This is a genomic window from Xanthomonas sp. NCPPB 2866 (assembly GCF_041475745.2).
In the GTDB taxonomy this organism is placed as follows: domain Bacteria; phylum Pseudomonadota; class Gammaproteobacteria; order Xanthomonadales; family Xanthomonadaceae; genus Xanthomonas; species Xanthomonas arboricola.
Window position 1 is genome coordinate 1124039 of sequence record NZ_CM192975.1, and the last position, 20369, is coordinate 1144407.

Consider the following 20369-nt stretch of genomic DNA (forward strand, 5'->3'; position numbering starts at 1 on the left):
GCTACGAAATTCCTCCGACCCGGAGATATCAAATGAAAGACCTGCTCAACCTCTTCAATCAACAGCGCCAGACGCTGGATTTCGACGCGATCAAGATCGCGCTGGCATCGCCTGACCTGATCCGTTCGTGGTCCTACGGCGAAGTGAAGAAGCCCGAAACCATCAACTACCGTACCTTCAAGCCCGAGCGTGACGGCCTGTTCTGCGCCGCCATCTTCGGACCGATCAAGGACTACGAGTGCCTGTGCGGCAAGTACAAGCGCATGAAGCACCGCGGTGTGGTCTGCGAAAAGTGCGGCACCGAAGTCACCCTGGCCAAGGTGCGTCGCGAGCGCATGGGTCACATCGACCTGGCCTCGCCGGTCGCGCACATCTGGTTCCTCAAGTCGCTGCCCTCGCGCATCGGCCTGATGCTGGACATGACCCTGCGTGACATCGAGCGCGTGCTGTACTTCGAAGCCTACGTGGTCACCGAGCCGGGCCTGACCCCGCTCGAGCGCCGCCAGCTGCTGACCGAAGAGCAGTACCTGACCGCACGCCAGGAGTACAACGACGACTTCGACGCCGCCATGGGCGCCGAGGCCGTGTACGAGCTGCTGCGCACGATCGACCTGCAGTCGGAAATGACCCGCCTGCGCGAGGAAATCGCCAGCACCGGTTCGGAAACCAAGCTCAAGCGCCTCACCAAGCGCATCAAGCTGATCGAAGCCTTCCTGGAATCGGGCAACCGTCCGGAGTGGATGGTCATGACCGTGCTGCCGGTGCTGCCGCCGGACCTGCGTCCGCTGGTGCCGCTGGATGGTGGCCGCTTCGCGACCTCGGATCTGAACGATCTGTACCGCCGCGTGATCAACCGCAACAACCGTCTGCGTCGTCTGCTTGAGCTCAATGCGCCGGACATCATCGTGCGCAACGAGAAGCGCATGCTGCAGGAATCGGTCGATGCGCTGCTGGACAACGGCCGTCGCGGCCGTGCCATCACCGGCACCAACAAGCGTCCGCTGAAGTCGCTGGCCGACATGATCAAGGGCAAGCAGGGCCGGTTCCGTCAGAACCTGCTCGGCAAGCGCGTGGACTACTCCGGCCGTTCGGTCATCACCGTCGGTCCGTACCTCAAGCTGCACCAGTGCGGCCTGCCGAAGAAGATGGCGCTGGAGCTGTTCAAGCCGTTCGTGTTCGCCAAGCTGCAGCGTCGCGGCCTGGCCACCACCATCAAGGCGGCCAAGAAGCTGGTCGAGCGCGAAGAAGCCGAAGTCTGGGACATCCTGGAAGAGGTGATCCGCGAGCATCCGGTGCTGCTGAACCGTGCGCCGACCCTGCACCGTCTGGGCATCCAGGCGTTCGAACCGGTGTTGATCGAAGGCAAGGCCATCCAGCTGCATCCGCTGGTGTGTACTGCATTCAACGCCGACTTCGACGGTGACCAGATGGCCGTCCACGTGCCGCTCTCGCTGGAAGCCCAGCTGGAAGCGCGTGCGCTGATGATGTCCACCAACAACATCCTGTCGCCGGCCAACGGCGAGCCGATCATCGTGCCGTCGCAGGACGTGGTGTTGGGCCTGTACTACATGAGCCGCGCCCTGGAGAACAAGAAGGGCGAGGGCATGGTGTTCGCCAACACCAGCGAAGTGAAACGCGCCTACGACAACCGCGTGGTGGAACTGCACGCCAAGGTCAAGGTCCGCATCACCCAGGTGGACGTGGAAGCCGACGGCAAGCGCAGCAGCGGCACCTCGATCGTGGACACCACGGTCGGTCGGGCGTTGCTGAGCGAAATCCTGCCCGAAGGCCTGCCGTTCCAGCTGGCCAACACCGAGATGACCAAGAAGAACATCTCGCGTCTGATCAACTCCAGCTACCGTCTGCTGGGCTTGAAGGACACCGTCGTGTTCGCCGACAAGCTGATGTACACCGGCTATGCCTACGCAACCCGCGCAGGCGTGTCGATCGGTATCGACGACATGCTGATCCCGGACGAGAAGAAGGGCATCCTCACCGAGGCCGAAGCCGAAGTGCTGGAAATCCAGGAGCAGTATCAGTCTGGTCTGGTCACCGCCGGCGAGCGCTACAACAAGGTCGTGGACATCTGGTCGCGTACCAGCGAGCGCATCGCCAAGGCGATGATGGACACCATCGGTACCGAGAAGGTCGAAAACGCCAAGGGCGAGACCATCGACCAGAAGTCGATGAACTCGCTGTACATCATGGCCGACTCCGGTGCGCGTGGTAGCCAGGCGCAGATCCGTCAGCTGGCCGGCATGCGCGGCCTGATGGCGCGTCCGGATGGCTCGATCATCGAGACGCCGATCAAGGCGAACTTCCGCGAAGGCCTGAACGTGCAGGAGTACTTCAACTCCACCCACGGTGCCCGTAAGGGTCTGGCCGATACCGCGCTCAAGACCGCGAACTCGGGTTACCTGACCCGTCGTCTGGTCGACGTGGCGCAGGACGTGGTGATCACCGAAGTCGATTGCGGCACCACCGAAGGGTTGATCATGACCCCGATCGTGGAAGGCGGCGACGTGGTGGAGCCGTTGAGGGAGCGCGTGCTGGGCCGTGTGGTGGCCGAGGACGTCTACCTGCCGGGCAACGACGAAGAGCCGATCGTCACCCGCAACACGCTGCTGGATGAAGCCTGGGTTGCCAAGCTGGAAGACGCCAGCGTGCAGTCGGTGAAGGTGCGTTCGACCATCAGCTGCGAGTCCTCGTTCGGTGTGTGCGCACGTTGCTACGGTCGCGATCTTGCACGCGGTCACCAGGTCAACATCGGTGAAGCGGTCGGCGTCATCGCCGCCCAGTCGATCGGCGAGCCGGGTACCCAGCTGACCATGCGTACGTTCCACATCGGTGGTGCGGCATCGCGTGCGGCGGCAGTGGACAACATCACCGTCAAGACCACCGGTTCGGTGAAGTTCAACAACCTCAAGTCGGTGGCGCACGCCAGCGGCGCGTTGGTCGCTGTCTCGCGTTCGGGCGAACTGTCCGTGCTCGACGGCCACGGCCGCGAGCGCGAGCGTTACAAGCTGCCGTACGGCGCCACCATCACCGCCAAGGACGGTGATGCGGTCAAGGCCGGACAGAGCGTGGCGAACTGGGATCCGCATAACCACCCGATCGTGTCGGAAGTGGCCGGCTTCATCCGCTTCATCGACTTCGTCGACGGCGTCACCGTCATCGAGAAGACCGACGAACTGACCGGTCTGGCCTCGCGCGAAATCACCGACCCGAAGCGTCGCGGTGCACATGCCAAGGAACTGCGCCCGATCGTGCGCATCGTCGATGGCAAGGGCAACGACCTGACGATCCCGAATACGGATCTGCCGGCCCAGTACCTGTTGCCGCCGCGCTCCATTGTCAACCTGCAGGACGGCGCCGCCGTCGGCGTGGGCGACGTGGTTGCCAAGATCCCGCAGGAAGCGTCCAAGACCCGCGACATCACCGGTGGTCTGCCGCGCGTTGCCGACCTGTTCGAAGCACGCAAGCCGAAGGATCCTGCGATCCTGGCCGAGCGCTCGGGCATCATCAGCTTCGGTAAGGACACCAAGGGCAAGCAGCGCCTGATCATCAAGGACACCGACGGGTCGGAACACGAAGAGCTGATCCCGAAGTACCGCCAGATCATCGTGTTCGAAGGCGAGCATGTGACCAAGGGCGAGACCGTGGTGGACGGCGAGCCGAGCCCGCAGGACATCCTGCGTCTGCTGGGTGTCGAGCCGCTGGCTGCGTACCTGGTCAAGGAAATCCAGGACGTGTACCGCCTGCAGGGCGTGAAGATCAACGACAAGCACATCGAGGTGATCACGCGCCAGATGCTGCGCAAGGTCGAGATCGTCGACCAGGGCACCAGCAAGTTCCTCAACGGCGAGCAGGTCGAGCGCCAGCGCGTCATCGAGGAAAATGCACGCCTGGTCAAGCGCAACGAACTGCCGGCCAAGTACGATCCGGTGCTGCTGGGTATCACCAAGGCCTCGCTGGCCACCGAGTCGTTCATCTCGGCGGCCTCGTTCCAGGAGACCACCCGCGTGTTGACCGAGGCTGCCGTGCGCGGCACCCGCGACAACCTGCGCGGTCTGAAGGAAAACGTGATCGTGGGTCGTCTGATCCCGGCCGGTACCGGCCTGGCGTATCACGCCGGACGTCGCAAGTCGTCGGGTCTGACCGACTCGGAAATGGAAACGCTGTCCGGCAAGCCGGCGGTGGCCGAACCGGTCGCAGCTGTGGCCGACGCTGGCGCGGACGAGGAGTAAGCGCTCCGACGGCGGTCGCAAGACCGCCGTAAGCCAAGCGAAAAGGAGGGCAGGAGGCCCTCCGTTTTCCGGCCTTGGATGGGCCAGCAGGGTTAGAATTCCGTGAAGTTGACGGAGTTTCGTCCTGCCAGCTATACTTCCCTGTCTCGGCGGGCCGTTTTTCGGCCTGCCTTTGTTTTCGTGCAAGGCCGTCTCGGCCTCTCAATCAGAAGAATCAACTGATGACGACGATCAATCAGCTGGTCCGCAAGCCTCGGCAAGCGACCACCTACAAGAGTGCCTCCCCGGCACTGGACAAGTGTCCGCAGCGCCGTGGCGTCTGCACACGCGTCTATACCACTACCCCGAAGAAGCCGAACTCGGCCCTGCGTAAGGTTGCCAAAGTGCGCCTGACGAACCAGGAAGAGGTCATCAGCTACATCGGTGGTGAAGGCCACAACCTGCAGGAGCACTCCGTGGTCCTGATTCGTGGTGGCCGCGTCAAGGATCTTCCCGGTGTGCGTTATCACACCGTCCGTGGTTCGCTGGACGCCGCCGGCGTCGCAAAGCGCCGTCAAGGTCGTTCCAAGTACGGCGCCAAGCGCCCGAAGAGCTAAGGAAACACTCCAATGTCCCGTAAAGGTTCTACTCCGCAGCGCACCGTCCTGCCTGATCCAAAGCATGGCAGCGAAACCATTGCCCGCTTCATCAATATGGTGATGCAAAGTGGCAAGAAGTCGGTTGCTGAGAAAATTGTCTATGGCGCGATGGACGTCATTGGCGAAAAGAATCCGAATGCCGTCGAGCTGGTGCAGAAAGCACTGGACAACGTGGCCCCGGCTGTCGAAGTTAAATCGCGTCGCGTCGGTGGTGCTACCTATCAGGTGCCCGTCGAAGTGCGCTCCTCCCGTCGCATGGCGCTGGCAATGCGCTGGTTGATCGACTCCGCGCGCAAGCGTGGCGAGAACACCATGCCGCGCAAGCTGGCTGCAGAACTGTTGGACGCCTCGGAAAGCCGCGGCGGCGCGATCAAGAAGCGCGAAGAGACGCACCGTATGGCGGAGGCGAACAAGGCGTTCGCACATTACCGCTGGTGACCTCGTGGGCCTTGGTAACGGGGCCCTTCAGCACCATCTGAGTGCTGTTTGCGACGCGTTACGCGTCGCATCCAATCCGAAGGCCGCCGAAAGGCGGCGTTCGGCCATCCGAAATCCAAGAAATTGAGAGGCTCCCCGTGGCCCGCACCACCCCTATCGAGCGTTACCGCAACTTCGGCATCATGGCCCACATCGATGCCGGCAAGACCACCACTTCCGAGCGCATCCTGTTCTACACCGGTGTCAGTCACAAGATCGGCGAAGTCCATGACGGCGCTGCAGTGATGGACTGGATGGAGCAGGAGCAGGAGCGTGGTATCACCATCACCTCCGCTGCGACCACCGCGTTCTGGTCGGGCATGGACAAGTCCATGCCGCAGCACCGCTTCAACATCATCGACACCCCCGGGCACGTTGACTTCACCATCGAAGTGGAGCGCTCCTTGCGCGTGCTCGACGGTGCGGTGTTCGTGCTGTGCGCCGTCGGTGGCGTGCAGCCGCAGTCCGAGACCGTGTGGCGCCAGGCCAACAAGTACTCCGTGCCGCGCATGGCCTTCGTCAACAAGATGGACCGTACAGGTGCCAACTTTGACAAGGTCGTCGAGCAGCTGAAGGCCCGTCTGGGTGCCTACGCCGTGCCGATGCAGGTGCCGATCGGCGCCGAAGACGGCTTCGAGGGCGTGGTCGACCTGCTCAAGATGAAGGCGATCCATTGGGATACCGCATCGCAGGGCACCACCTTCGAATACCGTGACATCCCGGCCGATCTGGTCGAGATCGCGACCGAGGCGCGTTCGTTCATGGTCGAGGCGGCTGCAGAAGCCAGCGAAGACCTGATGGACAAGTACCTCAACGAAGGCGACCTGAGCGAAGAAGAGATCCTGGTGGGTCTGCGCGAGCGCACCCTGAAGGTCGAAATCGTGCCGGTGTTCTGCGGCTCGGCGTTCAAGAACAAGGGCGTGCAGGCCATGCTCGACGGCGTCGTGCACCTGTTGCCGTCGCCGGCCGACCGTCCGCCGGTCCAGGGTATCGATGAGGACGAGAAGGAAGACACTCGTCCGGCCACCGATACCGCGCCGTTCTCGGCGTTGGCGTTCAAGATCATGACCGACCCGTTCGTGGGCTCGCTGACGTTCTTCCGTGTCTACTCGGGCACGTTGAACTCCGGCGACCAGGTCTACAACCCGGTCAAGTCGAAGAAAGAGCGCGTGGGCCGCATCCTGCAGATGCACTCCAACAATCGCGAAGAGATCAAGGAAGTGCGTGCTGGTGACATCGCCGCTGCCGTGGGTCTGAAGGACGTCACCACCGGCGACACGCTGTGTGCGCAGGACAAGGTCATCACCCTGGAGCGCATGGTGTTCCCGGAGCCGGTGATCTCGATGGCGGTGGAGCCCAAGACCAAGTCGGACCAGGAAAAGATGGGTATGGCCCTGGGCCGTCTGGCGCAGGAAGATCCCTCGTTCCGCGTCAAGACCGACGAAGAATCCGGCCAGACCATCATCTCGGGCATGGGCGAGTTGCACCTGGACATCATCGTCGACCGTATGCGTCGCGAGTTCAACGTCGAGGCCAACGTCGGCAAGCCGCAGGTGGCCTATCGCGAAACCATCCGCAAGTCCGACGTCAAGTCCGACTACAAGCACGCCAAGCAGTCCGGTGGTAAGGGTCAGTACGGTCACGTGGTGATCGAGCTGTCGCCGATGACCGAGGAAGATCGCAAGAGCGACAACGTCAAGGACGATTTCCTCTTCATCAATGACATCACCGGCGGCATCATTCCGAAGGAATTCATCCCCTCGGTCGAAAAGGGTCTGCGCGAGACGATCACCAGTGGTCCGATCGCTGGCTTCCCGGTGGTGGGCGTGAAGGTCAAGCTGGTGTTCGGCTCGTACCACGACGTCGACTCTTCAGAAATGGCGTTCAAGCTGGCCGCGTCGATGGCGTTCAAGCAGGGCTTTGCGAAAGCCAGCCCGGTGTTGCTGGAGCCGATCATGAAGGTCGAAATCGTCAGCCCGGAGGATTACCTGGGTGACGTGATGGGCGACGTGAGCCGTCGTCGTGGCGTGCTGCAGGGTCAGGACGACAGCCCGTCGGGCAAGATCATCAACGCGATGATTCCGCTCGGTGAAATGTTCGGCTACGCGACCTCGCTGCGCTCGATGAGCCAGGGGCGCGCGACGTTCTCGATGGAATTCGACCACTACGAAGAGGCACCGGCCAACATCGCCGACGCCGTCACCAAGAAGGGCTGAGTTCGCTCAGCCGCTTCTCACAAATTTTTCAATTAGAGGTAGTTAGTCATGGCAAAAGCTAAATTTGAGCGCACCAAGCCGCACGTGAACGTCGGCACCATCGGTCACGTTGACCATGGCAAGACCACGTTGACAGCCGCGCTGACCAAGATCGGTGCTGAGCGTTTCGGTGGCGAGTTCAAGGCGTACGATGCGATCGACGCGGCGCCGGAAGAGAAGGCGCGCGGCATCACGATTTCGACCGCCCACGTCGAATACGAGTCCCCGACCCGTCACTACGCGCACGTCGATTGCCCCGGCCACGCCGACTACGTCAAGAACATGATCACCGGTGCAGCGCAGATGGATGGCGCGATCCTGGTGTGTTCGGCTGCTGACGGCCCGATGCCGCAGACCCGCGAGCACATCCTGCTCTCGCGTCAGGTCGGCGTGCCGCACATCGTAGTGTTCCTGAACAAGGCCGACATGGTCGACGACGCCGAGCTGCTCGAGCTGGTCGAGATGGAAGTGCGCGAGCTGCTCAGCAAGTACGACTTCCCGGGCGATGACACCCCGATCATCCACGGTTCGGCGCGTCTGGCGCTGGACGGCGACCAGAGCGACATCGGCGTGCCGGCGATCCTGAAGCTGGTCGAGGCGCTGGATTCGTTCATTCCGGAGCCGACCCGCGACGTCGACCGTCCGTTCCTGATGCCGGTCGAAGACGTGTTCTCGATCTCCGGCCGCGGCACCGTGGTGACCGGTCGTATCGAGCGCGGCATCATCAAGGTTGGCGACGAAATCGAAATCGTCGGCATCCGCGACACCCAGAAGACCACCGTCACCGGCGTGGAAATGTTCCGCAAGCTGCTGGACCAGGGTCAGGCAGGCGACAACGCCGGTCTGCTGCTGCGCGGCACCAAGCGTGACGACGTCGAGCGTGGCCAGGTGCTGTGCAAGCCGGGTTCGATCAAGCCGCACACCGAGTTCGAAGCCGAAGTCTACGTGCTGTCCAAGGACGAGGGTGGCCGTCATACCCCGTTCTTCAAGGGCTATCGTCCGCAGTTCTACTTCCGCACCACCGACATCACTGGCGCCTGCCAGCTGCCGGAAGGCGTGGAGATGGTGATGCCGGGCGACAACGTGAAGATGGTCGTGACCCTGATCAACCCGGTCGCGATGGACGAAGGTCTGCGCTTCGCCATCCGTGAAGGCGGTCGTACCGTCGGCGCCGGTGTGGTTGCCAAGATCATCAAGTAAGTGCCTGCAATCCTGCGGCTTTAGTCGCTGGATCTGCAAGAAGGAGGGTCGGCGCAAGCCGGCCCTTTTTTTGGTCCGGGGCCAGGGCTCGCAGACGTCCTTATAGGGCAGGGTGCTTGCGCGACCACAATCACGCCGCTATAATGCGCGGCTCGGTGTCCCTGGGTAGGGCGCTGAGTTACAGCGAAAAGAACGGCAGGATGCCGCTCGTGTTCGCCAGACCGGGAAGGTCGCGTTGCATGGAGCACTCAACAACTCACATGTTGTTGACCGTGCTCTTGTTGCGCACTATACTTTTCCGTCTGGGCAGGCCGGTTTACCGGTCTGCCTCAGTTTTTGGGCGGAGGAAATGCCCTCGCTAGCAGGATGCGCGGCGATTTCATCTACGTCAGGAATATCGGGGCAGGTATCCCAGAGGCCTTGCCCGTCGCTCTTTTAACGAAGGAAGCTTCCGTCATGTCGGAACAAAAGATCCGGATTCGGTTGAAGGCGTTCGATCATCGTTTGATCGACCGTTCGGCCAGCGAGATCGTCGAAACGGCTAAGCGGACCGGCGCGCAAGTGCGTGGCCCGATCCCGTTGCCGACCAAGATCGAACGTTACACCATCCTCGTATCCCCGCATGCCGACAAGGATGCGCGTGACCAGTACGAAACCCGCACGCACAAGCGTGTGCTCGATATCGTCGACCCGAACGACAAGACCGTGGACGCGCTGATGAAGCTCGAACTCGCGGCTGGCGTCGACGTACAGATCAAGTTGACCTGAGGACTACGACCATGACGAAGAAATATTCGTTGGGCTTCGTGGGCCGCAAGGCTGGCATGAGCCGCGTCTTCACTGAAGATGGCCGCTCGGTGCCGGTTACGCTGATCGAAGCAACTCCGAACCGCATCGCGCAGATCAAGACCGTTGAAACCGACGGTTACAGCGCAGTGCAGATTACCGTTGGCGCGCGTCGCGCCGCACTGGTCAACAAGCCGGCCGCTGGTCACTTCGCCAAGGCGAAGGTGGAAGCGGGTCGCGGCTTGTGGGAATTCCGCGTTGAAGATGCGCAGCTCGGCGATTTCGCCGTCGGCGGCGAAATCAAGGCGGACATCTTCGAGGTCGGCCAGAAGGTCGACGTCCAGGGCGTCACCAAGGGTAAGGGTTTCCAGGGCACCATCAAGCGCTACAACTTCCGTATGGGCGATGCAACTCACGGTAACTCGCTGTCGCATCGCGCGCCGGGTTCGTTGGGTCAGCGCCAGACCCCGGGTCGCGTTTTCCCGGGTAAGAAGATGTCGGGCCACATGGGCGCCGTGCAGCAAAGCACGCAGAACCTGGAAGTGGTCAAGGTCGACGTCGAGCGTGGTCTGATTGCTATCCGCGGCGCCGTGCCTGGCGCAGCTGGTGGCGACGTGATCGTCCGTCCGGCGAGCAAGGCATAAGGAGAGATGACGATGGAACTCGTTATCACGGGTAGCAACAACAAGGTCTCGGTCTCCGATGCCGTGTTCGGTCGCGAATTCAGCGAAGATCTGGTTCACCAGGTCGTCGTCGCTTATCGCAATGCCGGCCGCGCTGGTACCAAGGCTCAGAAGACGCGTTCGGAAGTTGCGGGCACGACCAAGAAGTCGAAGAAGCAGAAGGGCGGCGGTGCGCGTCATGGCGCGCTGACGGCTCCGATCTTCATCGGCGGCGGCGTGACCTTTGCGGCCAAGCCGCGCAGCTTCGAACAGAAAGTCAACCGCAAGATGTACCGTGCGGCCATCTGCGCGATCTTCTCTGAGCTTAATCGCCAGGGTCGCCTGATGATCGTCGATGCGTTCGACGTCGAAACCACCAAGACCCAGGGTCTGATCGAGAAGCTGAAGGGACTGGACGTGGGCAAGCGCCCGCTGATCGTCACCGAGGAAGCGTCCGAGCACCTGTATCTGTCCGCCCGCAATCTGCCGTATGTGCAGGTGCGTGATGTGCAGGGTCTGGATCCGGTCGCTCTGGTCGGGGCCGATACGGTCGTGATCACCGCCGATGCGGTCAAGAAGGTCGAGGAGTGGCTGGCATGAGCAGCAACGAAAAAATCTTCAGCGTGCTGCGTGCTCCGCGAGTCTCCGAAAAGACCGCGCGCCTGCAGGAAATCTCCAACCAGTATGTCTTCGAAGTTTCGAACGAAGCCACCAAGGCCGATGTAAAGGCCGCGGTTGAGCAGCTGTTCGACGTCAAGGTCAAAGCGGTCAACGTGGTCAACGTCAAGGGCAAGAGCAAGTCCTTCCGTAACCGTGCTGGCAGCCGTGGCAATTGGCGCAAGGCGTACGTCCGCCTGGTTGATGGTCAGTCCATCGACGTAACGGCCAAGGCCTGAGGTCCATCCCATGCCATTGATGAAGTTCAAACCCACCTCTCCCGGCCGTCGTTCCGCCGTGCGCGTGGTCACCCCCGATCTGCACAAGGGCGCACCGCACGCGGCGCTGCTCGACTCGCAGAGCAAGTCCGGTGGTCGTAACCACCATGGCCGCATCACCGTGCGTCACGTCGGTGGTGGTCATAAGCAGCACTACCGCATCATCGACTTCAAGCGCAACAAGGAAGGCATTCCGGCGCGTGTGGAGCGGATCGAATACGATCCGAACCGTACCGCTCATATCGCCCTGCTGTGCTACGTCGACGGCGAGCGTCGCTACATCATCGCCCCCAAGGGCCTGAAGGCTGGCGATCAGGTCATTGCCGGTGCCAACGCACCGATCAAGACCGGCAATACGCTGCCGCTGCGCAACATCCCGGTCGGTACGACGGTCCACGGTATCGAGCTGAAGCCGGGTAAGGGCGCTCAGATCGCACGTGCTGCCGGTGCAGCCGTCCAGCTGGTCGCTCGCGAAGGCATCTATGCCACGCTGCGTCTGCGCTCGGGCGAAATGCGCAAGGTGCCGGTCGAGTGCCGCGCCACCATCGGCGAAGTCGGCAACGACGAGCACAACCTCGAGAAGCTGGGCAAGGCTGGCGCCAAGCGCTGGCGCGGTGTTCGCCCGACCGTTCGCGGTGCGGCCATGAACCCGGTCGATCACCCGCACGGTGGTGGTGAGGCCAAGGCTGGCCAGGGTAATCCGCATCCGGTCACCCCGTGGGGTGTTCCGACCAAGGGTTACAAGACGCGCAAGAACAAGCGCACCCAGCAATTCATCGTCCGCGATCGTAGGGGCTAATCGACCATGGCACGTTCACTTAAGAAGGGCCCGTTCGTCGATCACCACCTTGCAAAGAAGGTGGAGTCCGCTGCGGGTAGCAAGAAGCCGATCAAGACCTGGTCGCGCCGTTCGATGATCCTGCCGGAAATGGTAGGCATCACCATCGCCGTGCATAACGGCAAGAACCACATTCCGGTGCTCGTCAACGAGAATATGGTCGGCCACAAGCTCGGCGAATTTGCCGTCACCCGGACCTTCAAGGGTCACGGTGGCGACAAGAAGTCGAGCAGGTAAGGAGAGATGACGATGGAAGCGAAAGCAATCCTGCGCACCGCGCGCATCTCCCCGCAGAAGGCCCGCCTGGTCGCTGACCAGGTGCGTGGACTGTCCGCCGAACGTGCGGTCAATCTGCTGAAGTTCTCGGACAAGAAGGCTGCGCACCTGATCAAGAAGGTTGTGGAGTCGGCTATTGCCAATGCCGAGAACAATCAGGGCGCGGATGTCGACGAGCTGAAGGTCAAGACCATCATGGTTGATGAGGGTCCCTCCCTGAAGCGTTTCATGGCGCGGGCGAAAGGCCGCGGTACCCGCATCCTCAAGCGCACCAGTCACATCACTGTGATTGTCGGCGCCGCCAAGTAAGCGGAAAGGAAAAGACCATGGGTCATAAAGTTCATCCGACTGGAATTCGCCTTGGCATCGCCAAGGACTGGAATTCCAAGTGGTACGCAAGCAAGGCCGACTTCGCCGCCTACCTGGCAGCCGACCTGAAAGTGCGTGAAATGCTGCGCAAGAAGCTCGCGCAGGCAGGTATCAGCAAGATCTTGATCGAGCGCCCTGCCAAAACCGCCCGCGTGACGATCCACACCGCCCGTCCGGGCGTGGTGATCGGCAAGCGTGGCGAGGACATCGAAAAGCTGCGTAAGGAAGTGAGCGCGATGATGGGTGTTCCTGCCCACATCAACGTCACCGAAGTGCGCAAGCCGGAGCTGGATGCGCAGCTGGTCGCCGAGTCGATCGCGCAGCAGCTTGAGCGTCGCATCATGTTCCGCCGCGCAATGAAGCGCTCGGTCGGCAACGCGATGCGCTTGGGTGCCCTGGGCATCAAGGTCAATGTGGCTGGCCGCCTCAACGGTGCAGAAATTGCCCGTTCGGAGTGGTACCGCGAAGGCCGCGTGCCGCTGCACACGCTACGTGCCGACATCGATTACGGTTTTGCCGAGGCGTCCACGACGTACGGCATCATCGGCATCAAGGTCTGGATCTATAAGGGTGAGGTCTTCGACTTCTCCCAGGTTGGCCAGGAGAAGCAGGACGACAGCCCGCGCAACGATCGTAACGATCGCGGCGACCGTGGTGACCGTCCTTCGCGCCCGGCTCGTGAAGCGAGGTAACGGCAATGTTGCAACCCAAGCGAACCAAATATCGCAAGATGCACAAGGGCCGTAACGACGGCCTGGCATGGAGCGGAAACGCCGTCAGCTTCGGCGAGTACGGCCTCAAGGCAACCGCGCACGGTCAGCTGACCGCGCGTCAGATTGAAGCAGCACGTCGTACGATCAGCCGCCACGTCAAGAAGGGCGGCAAGATGTGGATTCGTGTGTTCCCCGACAAGCCGATCACCAAGAAGCCGATCGAAGTCCGCATGGGCTCCGGTAAGGGCAACGTGGAGTACTGGGTCGCGCAGATTCAGCCGGGCCGCATGATCTATGAAATCGAGGGTATTCCCGAGGATATCGCACGTGAGGCGTTCCGCCTTGCCGCCGCGAAATTGTCGGTGACCACCACTTTCGTGACCCGGACGGTGCGCTGATGGATATCAAACAACTCCGCGAGAAGTCGGCTGACGAACTGAAGGCCCACCTGACCGATCTGCGTAAGGAGCAGTTCTCGCTCCGTATGCAGCAGGTCACCGGCCAGCTGCCGAAGACCCACGATACCCGCCGGGTGCGCCGCGAGATTGCTCGCGTCAAGTACCTGCTCGGCAGCACCAAGTAAGGACGGCCGCGATGAGCGACAACAACGAAAAGCAAGCGCTGCGCACGGTCGAAGGCCGTGTCGTCAGCAACAAGATGGACAAGACGGTCACCGTGTTGGTGGAGCGCCAGGTCAAGCACCCGTTGTACGGTAAGTACATCAAGCGCTCGTCCAAGCTCCACGCACACGACGCCGACAATGCCTGCAACGAAGGCGATGTCGTGCGTGTGACCGAGATTGCTCCAATGTCCAAGACCAAGAACTGGCGGGTGGTCGAAATCGTCACCCGTTCGGCCGAATAAGGGAGATCTGAATCATGATCCAGATGCAGAGCTACCTCGATGTCGCCGACAATTCGGGTGCCAAGGAAGTGATGTGCATCAAGGTGCTGGGCGGCTCCAAGCGCCGTTACGCACACATTGGCGACATCATCAAGGTGACCGTCAAGGACGCCATTCCGCGCGGTAAGGTCAAGAAGGGCGAAGTCTACGACGCCGTCGTGGTGCGTACCCGCAAGGGTGTGCGCCGTCCCGACGGTTCGCTGATCCGCTTCGATGGCAACGCCGCTGTGCTGTTGAACAATAAGCAGGAGCCGATCGGGACCCGCATCTTCGGGCCGGTGACGCGCGAGCTGCGTTCCGAGAAGTTCATGAAGATCGTCTCGCTCGCTCCCGAAGTGCTGTGAGCGGAGGACATATACATGGCTAACCGTATCAAGAAGGGCGACCAGGTCGTCATCAACACCGGCAAGGACAAGGGTAAGCAGGGTGAAGTTGTGCGTGTGGATGGCGATCGCGTGATCGTCTCCAATGCCAACGTCATCAAGCGCCACACCAAGCCGAACCCGCAGGCGGGTGTCGCCGGCGGCGTGGTCGAGCGTGAAGCGTCGATCCATATCTCCAACGTCAATATCGTCAACCCGGCAACGGGCAAGGGCGAGCGCGTTGGCTTCAAGGTGCTGGAGGATGGACGCAAATTGCGTGTGTTCCGCTCCAGCGGTGAGGCGCTCGACGCCTGAGGAATGCGATCATGAACACTCGTCTCGAAAAGTTTTACAAGGAAAACGTGGTGCCGGCCCTGATGAAGGAATTCGGCTACACCAATCCGATGGAAGTGCCGAAGCTGGTCAAGGTCACGCTCAACATGGGCGTGGGCGAGGCGGCTACCAACAAGAAGATTCTGGAAAATGCGGTCGCCGACATGTCCAAGATCTCCGGTCAGAAGCCGGTGGTCACCAAGTCGCGCGTTTCGGTCGCATCGTTCAAGATTCGTGACGGTTGGCCGATCGGCTGCAAGACCACGTTGCGTCGCGCCAAGATGTACGAGTTTCTGGATCGTCTGATCAACATCTCGCTGCCGCGCGTGCGCGACTTCCGTGGTGTTTCGGGTCGCTCCTTTGACGGTCGTGGCAACTTCAACATGGGTGTGAAGGAACAGATCATCTTCCCGGAAATCGACTTCGACGCCGTCGACGCGATCCGCGGTATGGATATCGCCATCACCACCACCGCCAAGACGGATGCGGAAGCGAAGGCGCTGCTGGCAGCGTTCAAGTTCCCGTTCCGTAACTGACCGTCGAGGACATCCGAAATGGCAAAGACCTCCATGATCCACCGCGACATCAAGCGTGCAAAGCTGGCGAAGAAATTCGCCGGCAAGCGTGATGCGCTGAAGAAGATCCTCTCCAGTCAGGATGCGTCCTACGAAGAGAAGATCGACGCGTCGACCAAGTTGCAGAAGCTGCCGCGCGATTCGTCGCCGAGCCGCCACCGCAACCGTTGCGAGTTGTCCGGTCGTCCGCGCGGTGTCTACCGCAAGTTCGGTCTGGGTCGCAACATGCTGCGCAAGGCCACCATGAACGGCGACGTTCCTGGCCTGCGCAAGGCAAGCTGGTAACAGCATTGCCGGTCGCTCGCGGCCGGCTTGAGCAGGATGGTTCTGTTCAACATGGGAGTCCGACGCAAGTCGGGCTCTTTTGTCGTATACTTCCGCTTCTGTCTTGCCCGCACGGGCCTGGCATGGCGTAAAGGGTCCTGGCCCATCCCCAGGAAAACACAAGATTTTCGCGAAAGCGGATATCGGTGCACTCAAAGGTACTCATATGAGCATGACTGATCCCATCGCCGACCTGCTGGTACGCATCAAGAATGCGGCCGCGGTTGGTAAGCAGACGGTGAAATTGCCGTCGTCCAAGATCAAGGTCGCGATCGCCCAGGTCCTGAAGGACGAGGGTTACATCACCGACCTGCGCGTGACAGCGACCGAGAACAACAAGTCGGAGCTGGAAATCGTGCTGAAGTATTTCGAAGGCCGTCCGGTCATCGAGACCCTGAAGCGTTTCTCGCGCTCGGGTCTGCGCCAGTACCGCGGCAAGACCGAGCTGCCCAAGGTCCTGGGTGGCCTGGGTATCGCCATCATTTCCACGTCGAAGGGCATCATGACCGATGCGCAGGCTCGCGAAGCCGGCGTTGGTGGTGAAGTCCTGTGCTTCGTGGCCTAAGGGAAGGAATCGATCATGTCCCGTGTAGCCAAGAAGCCTGTCTCCCTTCCGAAGGGTGTTGAACTCAAGGTCCAGCCCGAGCTGGTCAGCGTCAAGGGCCCGAAGGGCACCCTGACCCTGCCGAAGCCGGTTGGCGTCGAAATCGCCGTTGACGGCGACGTTGCCACGCTGTCGGCCAACGAGCCGTCGCAGATCGCCATCACCGGCACCGTGCGCGCCATCCTTGCCAATATGGTCAAGGGCGTGTCCGAAGGCTTCGAGCGCAAGCTCGAGCTGGTGGGCGTCGGTTACCGTGCCGCCATGCAGGGCAAGGACCTGAGCCTGGCGCTCGGCTTCTCGCACCCGCTGGTGTTCGTGGCGCCGGAAGGCATCACGCTGTCGACCCCGACCCAGACCGAAATCGTGGTCCAGGGCGCCGACAAGCAGCGCGTCGGCGAAGTTGCCGCCAAGATTCGCGGTTTCCGTCCGCCGGAGCCCTACAAGGGCAAGGGTGTGAAGTACGCCGGTGAAGTCATCATTCGCAAGGAAGCCAAGAAGGCTTAATGGCGAGTCCCTCGCAAGAGCCCGCACATCCCTGTGCGGACTTTTGATAGGAGCGCGCTTTCCCTTCAGCTTCCGTAGGATAAATATCATGAGCATCAACAAGAACATCGCCCGTCTGCGTCGCGCAAAGTCCACCCGTTCGCACATCCGTGAACTGGGCGTCGCTCGCCTGTCGGTGCTGCGCACCGGCCAGCATCTGTATGCGCAGGTCTTCACCGCCGATGGCTCCAAGGTGATCGCTGCGGCGAACACCCTGCAGGCCGACGTCAAGGAAGGTCTGAAGAACGGCAAGAACAGCGATGCGGCCGTCAAGGTCGGCAAGCTGATCGCCGAGCGCGCCAAGGCTGCGGGCATCGAGAAGGTCGCATTCGACCGCTCGGGCTATCGCTACCATGGCCGTATCAAGGCGCTGGCCGACGCAGCTCGCGAAGGCGGCCTGCAGTTCTAAGCACTGCTGCGGATGTGGCCATCGGCCACATCCGCGTTACCGCCGGCAGGGGAGATGCCGGACCGTCCCGTTCTTTTGCAACGGTGCCGGGAACACAGCGTGACTTCACAACCATAAGCGGCTTCGAGCCGTACATACCCAATCAATCAAGGAATCAAGATGGCAGAAGAACGTGCACCGCGGGGTCGTGATCGCGACCGTAACCGCGAAGAGAAAGTCGACGATGGCATGATCGAAAAGCTGGTCGCGGTCAATCGCGTCAGCAAGACGGTCAAGGGCGGTCGCCAGTTCACCTTCACCGCGTTGACCGTGGTCGGCGATGGTCTGGGCAAGGTCGGTTTCGGTTATGGCAAGGCGCGCGAAGTGCCGGTCGCCATCCAGAAGTCGATGGAGCAGGCGCGCAAGAACCTGGCGACTGTGGATCTGAACAACGGTACCTTGTGGCATGCCGTCAAGTCCGGCCATGGCGCAGCACGCGTCTACATGCAGCCGGCGTCGGAAGGTACGGGCGTCATCGCCGGCGGTGCCATGCGCGCCGTGCTGGAAGCGGTCGGCGTCAAGAACGTGCTGGCCAAGGCGGTTGGTTCGCGTAATCCGATCAACCTGGTCCGTGCAACCCTGAAGGGTCTGTCGGAAGTGCAGTCGCCGGCCCGTGTTGCGGCCAAGCGCGGCAAGAAGGTGGAGGAGCTCAACCATGGCTAAGGACACCAACAAGACCGTGAAGGTGCGCCTGGTGCGTGGCCTGCGTGGAACCCAGTCGCGTCACCGCCTGTCGGTGCGTGCGTTGGGCCTGAATAAGCTCAACGATGTGCGTGAACTGAAGGACAGCCCGCAGGTTCGCGGTCTGATCAATACCGTTCACTACCTCGTCAAGGTTGAGGACTAATCCCATGACTTTGCATCTCAATGACCTCAAGCCCGCCGACGGCGCCCGTACCGAGCGCACCCGCGTCGGTCGCGGCATCGGCTCCGGCCTCGGCAAGACCTGCGGCCGCGGCCACAAGGGTTCGTTCGCTCGCAAGGGCGGCGGCAAGATCAAGGCCGGCTTCGAAGGCGGCCAGACGCCGATGCAGCGCCGTCTGCCGAAGATCGGCTTCCGTTCCAAGATGGCGCGTGACAGTGCCGAAGTGTTGTCCTACCAGCTGGACAAGCTGGAAGCCGGTAAGATCGACTTTGCAGCGCTGCGTGCGGCCAATCTGGTCCCGAGCCGCGCCAAGAAGGCGAAGATCGTGCTGAAGGGCGAGCTGAGCAAGAAGTTCGTGCTGAAGGGTGTCGCCGCAAGTGCGGGCGCCAAGGCAGCAATCGAAGCTGCCGGCGGCAGCGTAGAGGAGTAATCGGCAGATGGCGCAGGCTGGCATTGGTAACCTCGGTGGCGGGCTCGGCAAGTTCACGGAACTTCGCCAGCGGCTACTGTTCGTCCTCGGGGCATTGATCGTCTATCGCATCGGCTGCTATGTGCCGGTGCCGGGCGTGAATCCCGATGCCATGCTTTCGTTGATGCAGGCGCAGGGCGGCGGCATCGTGGACATGTTCAACATGTTCTCGGGCGGCGCCCTGCACCGTTTCAGTATTTTTGCGTTGAACGTGATGCCGTATATCTCGGCATCGATCGTGATCCAGTTGGCCACGCACATCTTTCCCGCCCTCAAGGCGATGCAGAAGGAAGGCGAATCCGGCCGACGCAAGATCACCCAGTATTCGCGCATCGGTGCGGTGTTGTTGGCGGTGGTGCAGGGCGGCAGTATCGCGCTGGCACTGCAGAACCAGACCGCGCCTGGTGGCGCTCCGGTGGTGTACGCGCCGGGCATGGGCTTTGTGCTCACCGCAGTGATTGCGCTGACTGCCGGCACCATCTTCCTGATGTGGGTGGGCGAGCAGGTCACCGAGCGTGGCATCGGTAACGGCGTGTCGCTGATCATCTTTGCCGGCATCGTTGCAGGCCTTCCGTCGGCGGCGATCCAGACCGTCGAGGCCTTCCGCGAAGGCAATCTGAGCTTCATCTCGCTGCTGCTGATCGTCATCACCATTCTGGCGTTCACGCTGTTCGTGGTGTTCGTCGAGCGCGGGCAGCGGCGTATCACAGTCAATTACGCACGCCGCCAGGGCGGCCGCAATGCGTACATGAACCAGACCTCGTTCCTGCCGTTGAAGCTCAACATGGCAGGCGTGATTCCGCCGATCTTCGCCTCCAGCATCCTGGCCTTCCCGGCCACGTTGTCCATGTGGTCGGGTCAGGCGGCGTCTGGCAGCGGTGTGGGTTCGTGGCTGCAGAAGATCGCCAATGCGCTCGGGCCCGGCGAGCCGGTGCACATGCTGGTGTTCGCCGCACTGATCATCGGTTTCGCGTTCTTCTATACCGCGCTGGTGTTCAACTCTCAGGAAACCGCCGACAACCTCAAGAAGTCGGGCGCACTGATTCCCGGTATCCGTCCGGGCAAGGCGACGGCTGACTATGTGGACGGCGTGCTGACGCGCCTGACCGCAGCGGGTTCGTTGTACCTGGTGATCGTCTGCCTGCTGCCTGAAATCATGCGCACCCAGCTGGGTACCTCGTTCCACTTCGGTGGTACGTCGTTGCTGATCGCCGTGGTGGTGGTGATGGACTTCATCGCGCAGATCCAGGCCCATCTGATGTCGCATCAGTATGAGAGCCTGCTGAAGAAGGCCAACCTCAAGGGTGGCTCGCGCGGCGGTCTGGCGCGCAGTTAAGTGGTACACTAGATCTTCATTGCGTGAAGACGGCCTGGTTCCCGGGCCACGATCTTCCGATCAGAAGGGCGGCTCGCGCGACGTCTCGCGCGCGGGTGTGACGAGGTGGTCCTGTGCGGGAGTAGTACAGGCGATTCGGAGAAGTTTTCTGGATCAACATCGTCCGGCGCCGGAGCGAGGGCACACTCCCCACGCCGGGTCCATGGAACTT

The 20369-nt window shown here is 61.7% G+C and carries 27 protein-coding genes; all 27 read left to right on the forward strand.

All coding sequences use genetic code 11. The annotated features are described in order from the left end of the window. Positions 1–32 precede the first annotated feature (32 nt). Positions 33–4247 carry a DNA-directed RNA polymerase subunit beta' gene (gene rpoC / locus ACCQ04_RS04805; RefSeq protein WP_024938569.1) on the forward strand — a complete coding sequence of 1405 codons (4215 nt, stop codon included), beginning with the start codon at positions 33–35 and terminating at the stop codon, positions 4245–4247. A 221-nt stretch (positions 4248–4468) separates the two neighbouring features. Beyond that, the gene (rpsL, locus tag ACCQ04_RS04810; protein WP_002811712.1) at positions 4469–4843 is read left to right on the forward strand and encodes a 30S ribosomal protein S12; all 375 of its coding nucleotides are present in this window, start codon (positions 4469–4471) and stop codon (positions 4841–4843) included. A gap of 12 nt (positions 4844–4855) precedes the next feature. After that, positions 4856–5323: a 30S ribosomal protein S7 gene (gene rpsG, locus ACCQ04_RS04815; RefSeq protein ID WP_005993356.1), complete on the forward strand. Its 468-nt coding sequence runs from the start codon at positions 4856–4858 to the stop codon at positions 5321–5323. 137 nt (positions 5324–5460) lie between these two features. After that, on the forward strand, positions 5461–7578 hold the full coding sequence (gene fusA / locus ACCQ04_RS04820; protein WP_046345811.1) for an elongation factor G: 2118 nt from the start codon (positions 5461–5463) through the stop codon (positions 7576–7578). Between the two features lie 48 nt (positions 7579–7626). Continuing rightward, complete coding sequence (gene tuf / locus ACCQ04_RS04825) at positions 7627–8817, forward strand: elongation factor Tu (protein WP_003486726.1); 1191 nt, start codon at positions 7627–7629, stop codon at positions 8815–8817. A gap of 456 nt (positions 8818–9273) precedes the next feature. Next, on the forward strand, positions 9274–9585 hold the full coding sequence (gene rpsJ, locus ACCQ04_RS04830) for a 30S ribosomal protein S10 (RefSeq protein WP_003486723.1): 312 nt from the start codon (positions 9274–9276) through the stop codon (positions 9583–9585). An 11-nt stretch (positions 9586–9596) separates the two neighbouring features. Further along, positions 9597–10247, forward strand: a complete 651-nt coding sequence (rplC, locus tag ACCQ04_RS04835) for a 50S ribosomal protein L3 (RefSeq protein WP_005993363.1) — start codon at positions 9597–9599, stop codon at positions 10245–10247. Between the two features lie 12 nt (positions 10248–10259). Further along, positions 10260–10865, forward strand: a complete 606-nt coding sequence (rplD, locus tag ACCQ04_RS04840) for a 50S ribosomal protein L4 (RefSeq protein WP_024938567.1) — start codon at positions 10260–10262, stop codon at positions 10863–10865. Continuing rightward, positions 10862–11161: a 50S ribosomal protein L23 gene (gene rplW / locus ACCQ04_RS04845; protein WP_002811694.1), complete on the forward strand. Its 300-nt coding sequence runs from the start codon at positions 10862–10864 to the stop codon at positions 11159–11161. The genes rplD and rplW overlap by 4 nt, the downstream gene beginning before the upstream one ends. Before the next feature lie 10 nt (positions 11162–11171). Next, positions 11172–11999: a 50S ribosomal protein L2 gene (rplB, locus tag ACCQ04_RS04850; protein ID WP_003486715.1), complete on the forward strand. Its 828-nt coding sequence runs from the start codon at positions 11172–11174 to the stop codon at positions 11997–11999. A 6-nt stretch (positions 12000–12005) separates the two neighbouring features. Next, entirely contained in the window at positions 12006–12275 is a 270-nt protein-coding gene (gene rpsS / locus ACCQ04_RS04855) for a 30S ribosomal protein S19 (RefSeq protein WP_005993369.1), read from the forward strand. Between the two features lie 12 nt (positions 12276–12287). After that, a complete protein-coding gene (gene rplV / locus ACCQ04_RS04860) occupies positions 12288–12623 on the forward strand; it encodes a 50S ribosomal protein L22 (RefSeq protein WP_002811686.1) in 336 nt (111 codons plus the stop codon). Between the two features lie 17 nt (positions 12624–12640). Beyond that, positions 12641–13375, forward strand: a complete 735-nt coding sequence (gene rpsC, locus ACCQ04_RS04865) for a 30S ribosomal protein S3 (protein WP_024938565.1) — start codon at positions 12641–12643, stop codon at positions 13373–13375. 5 nt (positions 13376–13380) lie between these two features. After that, positions 13381–13794: a 50S ribosomal protein L16 gene (gene rplP / locus ACCQ04_RS04870; RefSeq protein ID WP_011036127.1), complete on the forward strand. Its 414-nt coding sequence runs from the start codon at positions 13381–13383 to the stop codon at positions 13792–13794. Continuing rightward, on the forward strand, positions 13794–13979 hold the full coding sequence (rpmC, locus tag ACCQ04_RS04875; protein ID WP_006450638.1) for a 50S ribosomal protein L29: 186 nt from the start codon (positions 13794–13796) through the stop codon (positions 13977–13979). Before rplP ends, rpmC begins: the two co-directional genes overlap by 1 nt. Positions 13980–13990: 11 nt before the next feature. Further along, positions 13991–14260, forward strand: coding sequence for a 30S ribosomal protein S17 (gene rpsQ, locus ACCQ04_RS04880; RefSeq protein WP_016900663.1), 270 nt, complete (start codon positions 13991–13993; stop codon positions 14258–14260). A gap of 14 nt (positions 14261–14274) precedes the next feature. Beyond that, positions 14275–14643, forward strand: a complete 369-nt coding sequence (gene rplN, locus ACCQ04_RS04885; protein WP_003486699.1) for a 50S ribosomal protein L14 — start codon at positions 14275–14277, stop codon at positions 14641–14643. Positions 14644–14658: 15 nt separating this feature from the next. Then, entirely contained in the window at positions 14659–14976 is a 318-nt protein-coding gene (gene rplX / locus ACCQ04_RS04890; RefSeq protein WP_003486696.1) for a 50S ribosomal protein L24, read from the forward strand. 11 nt (positions 14977–14987) lie between these two features. Then, entirely contained in the window at positions 14988–15530 is a 543-nt protein-coding gene (gene rplE, locus ACCQ04_RS04895) for a 50S ribosomal protein L5 (RefSeq protein ID WP_010371090.1), read from the forward strand. An 18-nt stretch (positions 15531–15548) separates the two neighbouring features. Then, positions 15549–15854: a 30S ribosomal protein S14 gene (gene rpsN / locus ACCQ04_RS04900; protein WP_005917137.1), complete on the forward strand. Its 306-nt coding sequence runs from the start codon at positions 15549–15551 to the stop codon at positions 15852–15854. A 205-nt stretch (positions 15855–16059) separates the two neighbouring features. Next, the gene (gene rpsH / locus ACCQ04_RS04905) at positions 16060–16458 is read left to right on the forward strand and encodes a 30S ribosomal protein S8 (protein ID WP_010371096.1); all 399 of its coding nucleotides are present in this window, start codon (positions 16060–16062) and stop codon (positions 16456–16458) included. A 15-nt stretch (positions 16459–16473) separates the two neighbouring features. Continuing rightward, positions 16474–17001, forward strand: a complete 528-nt coding sequence (rplF, locus tag ACCQ04_RS04910) for a 50S ribosomal protein L6 (RefSeq protein ID WP_024938564.1) — start codon at positions 16474–16476, stop codon at positions 16999–17001. An 88-nt stretch (positions 17002–17089) separates the two neighbouring features. Next, on the forward strand, positions 17090–17449 hold the full coding sequence (gene rplR, locus ACCQ04_RS04915; RefSeq protein WP_016900655.1) for a 50S ribosomal protein L18: 360 nt from the start codon (positions 17090–17092) through the stop codon (positions 17447–17449). 159 nt (positions 17450–17608) lie between these two features. Continuing rightward, on the forward strand, positions 17609–18151 hold the full coding sequence (rpsE, locus tag ACCQ04_RS04920) for a 30S ribosomal protein S5 (RefSeq protein ID WP_003486682.1): 543 nt from the start codon (positions 17609–17611) through the stop codon (positions 18149–18151). Further along, positions 18144–18335, forward strand: coding sequence for a 50S ribosomal protein L30 (gene rpmD, locus ACCQ04_RS04925; RefSeq protein WP_024938563.1), 192 nt, complete (start codon positions 18144–18146; stop codon positions 18333–18335). The genes rpsE and rpmD overlap by 8 nt, the downstream gene beginning before the upstream one ends. 4 nt (positions 18336–18339) lie before the next feature. Further along, positions 18340–18783, forward strand: a complete 444-nt coding sequence (rplO, locus tag ACCQ04_RS04930; RefSeq protein WP_226426755.1) for a 50S ribosomal protein L15 — start codon at positions 18340–18342, stop codon at positions 18781–18783. Between the two features lie 7 nt (positions 18784–18790). Further along, complete coding sequence (secY, locus tag ACCQ04_RS04935; RefSeq protein ID WP_016900648.1) at positions 18791–20158, forward strand: preprotein translocase subunit SecY; 1368 nt, start codon at positions 18791–18793, stop codon at positions 20156–20158. The last annotated feature ends 211 nt before the right edge of the window (positions 20159–20369 follow it).

Coding starts and splice junctions, on each gene's coding strand:
- tuf (WP_003486726.1), top strand. CDS start 7,627: ATGGCAAAAGCTAAATTTGAGCGCACCAAGCCGCACGTGAACGTCGGC.
- rpsH (WP_010371096.1), top strand. CDS start 16,060: ATGAGCATGACTGATCCCATCGCCGACCTGCTGGTACGCATCAAGAAT.
- rplC (WP_005993363.1), top strand. CDS start 9,597: ATGACGAAGAAATATTCGTTGGGCTTCGTGGGCCGCAAGGCTGGCATG.
- rplW (WP_002811694.1), top strand. CDS start 10,862: ATGAGCAGCAACGAAAAAATCTTCAGCGTGCTGCGTGCTCCGCGAGTC.
- rplD (WP_024938567.1), top strand. CDS start 10,260: ATGGAACTCGTTATCACGGGTAGCAACAACAAGGTCTCGGTCTCCGAT.
- rplR (WP_016900655.1), top strand. CDS start 17,090: ATGAGCATCAACAAGAACATCGCCCGTCTGCGTCGCGCAAAGTCCACC.
- rpsS (WP_005993369.1), top strand. CDS start 12,006: ATGGCACGTTCACTTAAGAAGGGCCCGTTCGTCGATCACCACCTTGCA.
- rpsC (WP_024938565.1), top strand. CDS start 12,641: ATGGGTCATAAAGTTCATCCGACTGGAATTCGCCTTGGCATCGCCAAG.
- rplN (WP_003486699.1), top strand. CDS start 14,275: ATGATCCAGATGCAGAGCTACCTCGATGTCGCCGACAATTCGGGTGCC.
- rpoC (WP_024938569.1), top strand. CDS start 33: ATGAAAGACCTGCTCAACCTCTTCAATCAACAGCGCCAGACGCTGGAT.
- rplE (WP_010371090.1), top strand. CDS start 14,988: ATGAACACTCGTCTCGAAAAGTTTTACAAGGAAAACGTGGTGCCGGCC.
- rplB (WP_003486715.1), top strand. CDS start 11,172: ATGCCATTGATGAAGTTCAAACCCACCTCTCCCGGCCGTCGTTCCGCC.
- rpsG (WP_005993356.1), top strand. CDS start 4,856: ATGTCCCGTAAAGGTTCTACTCCGCAGCGCACCGTCCTGCCTGATCCA.
- rpsN (WP_005917137.1), top strand. CDS start 15,549: ATGGCAAAGACCTCCATGATCCACCGCGACATCAAGCGTGCAAAGCTG.
- rpmC (WP_006450638.1), top strand. CDS start 13,794: ATGGATATCAAACAACTCCGCGAGAAGTCGGCTGACGAACTGAAGGCC.
- rplP (WP_011036127.1), top strand. CDS start 13,381: ATGTTGCAACCCAAGCGAACCAAATATCGCAAGATGCACAAGGGCCGT.
- rplX (WP_003486696.1), top strand. CDS start 14,659: ATGGCTAACCGTATCAAGAAGGGCGACCAGGTCGTCATCAACACCGGC.
- rpsQ (WP_016900663.1), top strand. CDS start 13,991: ATGAGCGACAACAACGAAAAGCAAGCGCTGCGCACGGTCGAAGGCCGT.
- rpsE (WP_003486682.1), top strand. CDS start 17,609: ATGGCAGAAGAACGTGCACCGCGGGGTCGTGATCGCGACCGTAACCGC.
- rpmD (WP_024938563.1), top strand. CDS start 18,144: ATGGCTAAGGACACCAACAAGACCGTGAAGGTGCGCCTGGTGCGTGGC.
- rplO (WP_226426755.1), top strand. CDS start 18,340: ATGACTTTGCATCTCAATGACCTCAAGCCCGCCGACGGCGCCCGTACC.
- rpsJ (WP_003486723.1), top strand. CDS start 9,274: ATGTCGGAACAAAAGATCCGGATTCGGTTGAAGGCGTTCGATCATCGT.
- rpsL (WP_002811712.1), top strand. CDS start 4,469: ATGACGACGATCAATCAGCTGGTCCGCAAGCCTCGGCAAGCGACCACC.
- rplV (WP_002811686.1), top strand. CDS start 12,288: ATGGAAGCGAAAGCAATCCTGCGCACCGCGCGCATCTCCCCGCAGAAG.
- rplF (WP_024938564.1), top strand. CDS start 16,474: ATGTCCCGTGTAGCCAAGAAGCCTGTCTCCCTTCCGAAGGGTGTTGAA.
- secY (WP_016900648.1), top strand. CDS start 18,791: ATGGCGCAGGCTGGCATTGGTAACCTCGGTGGCGGGCTCGGCAAGTTC.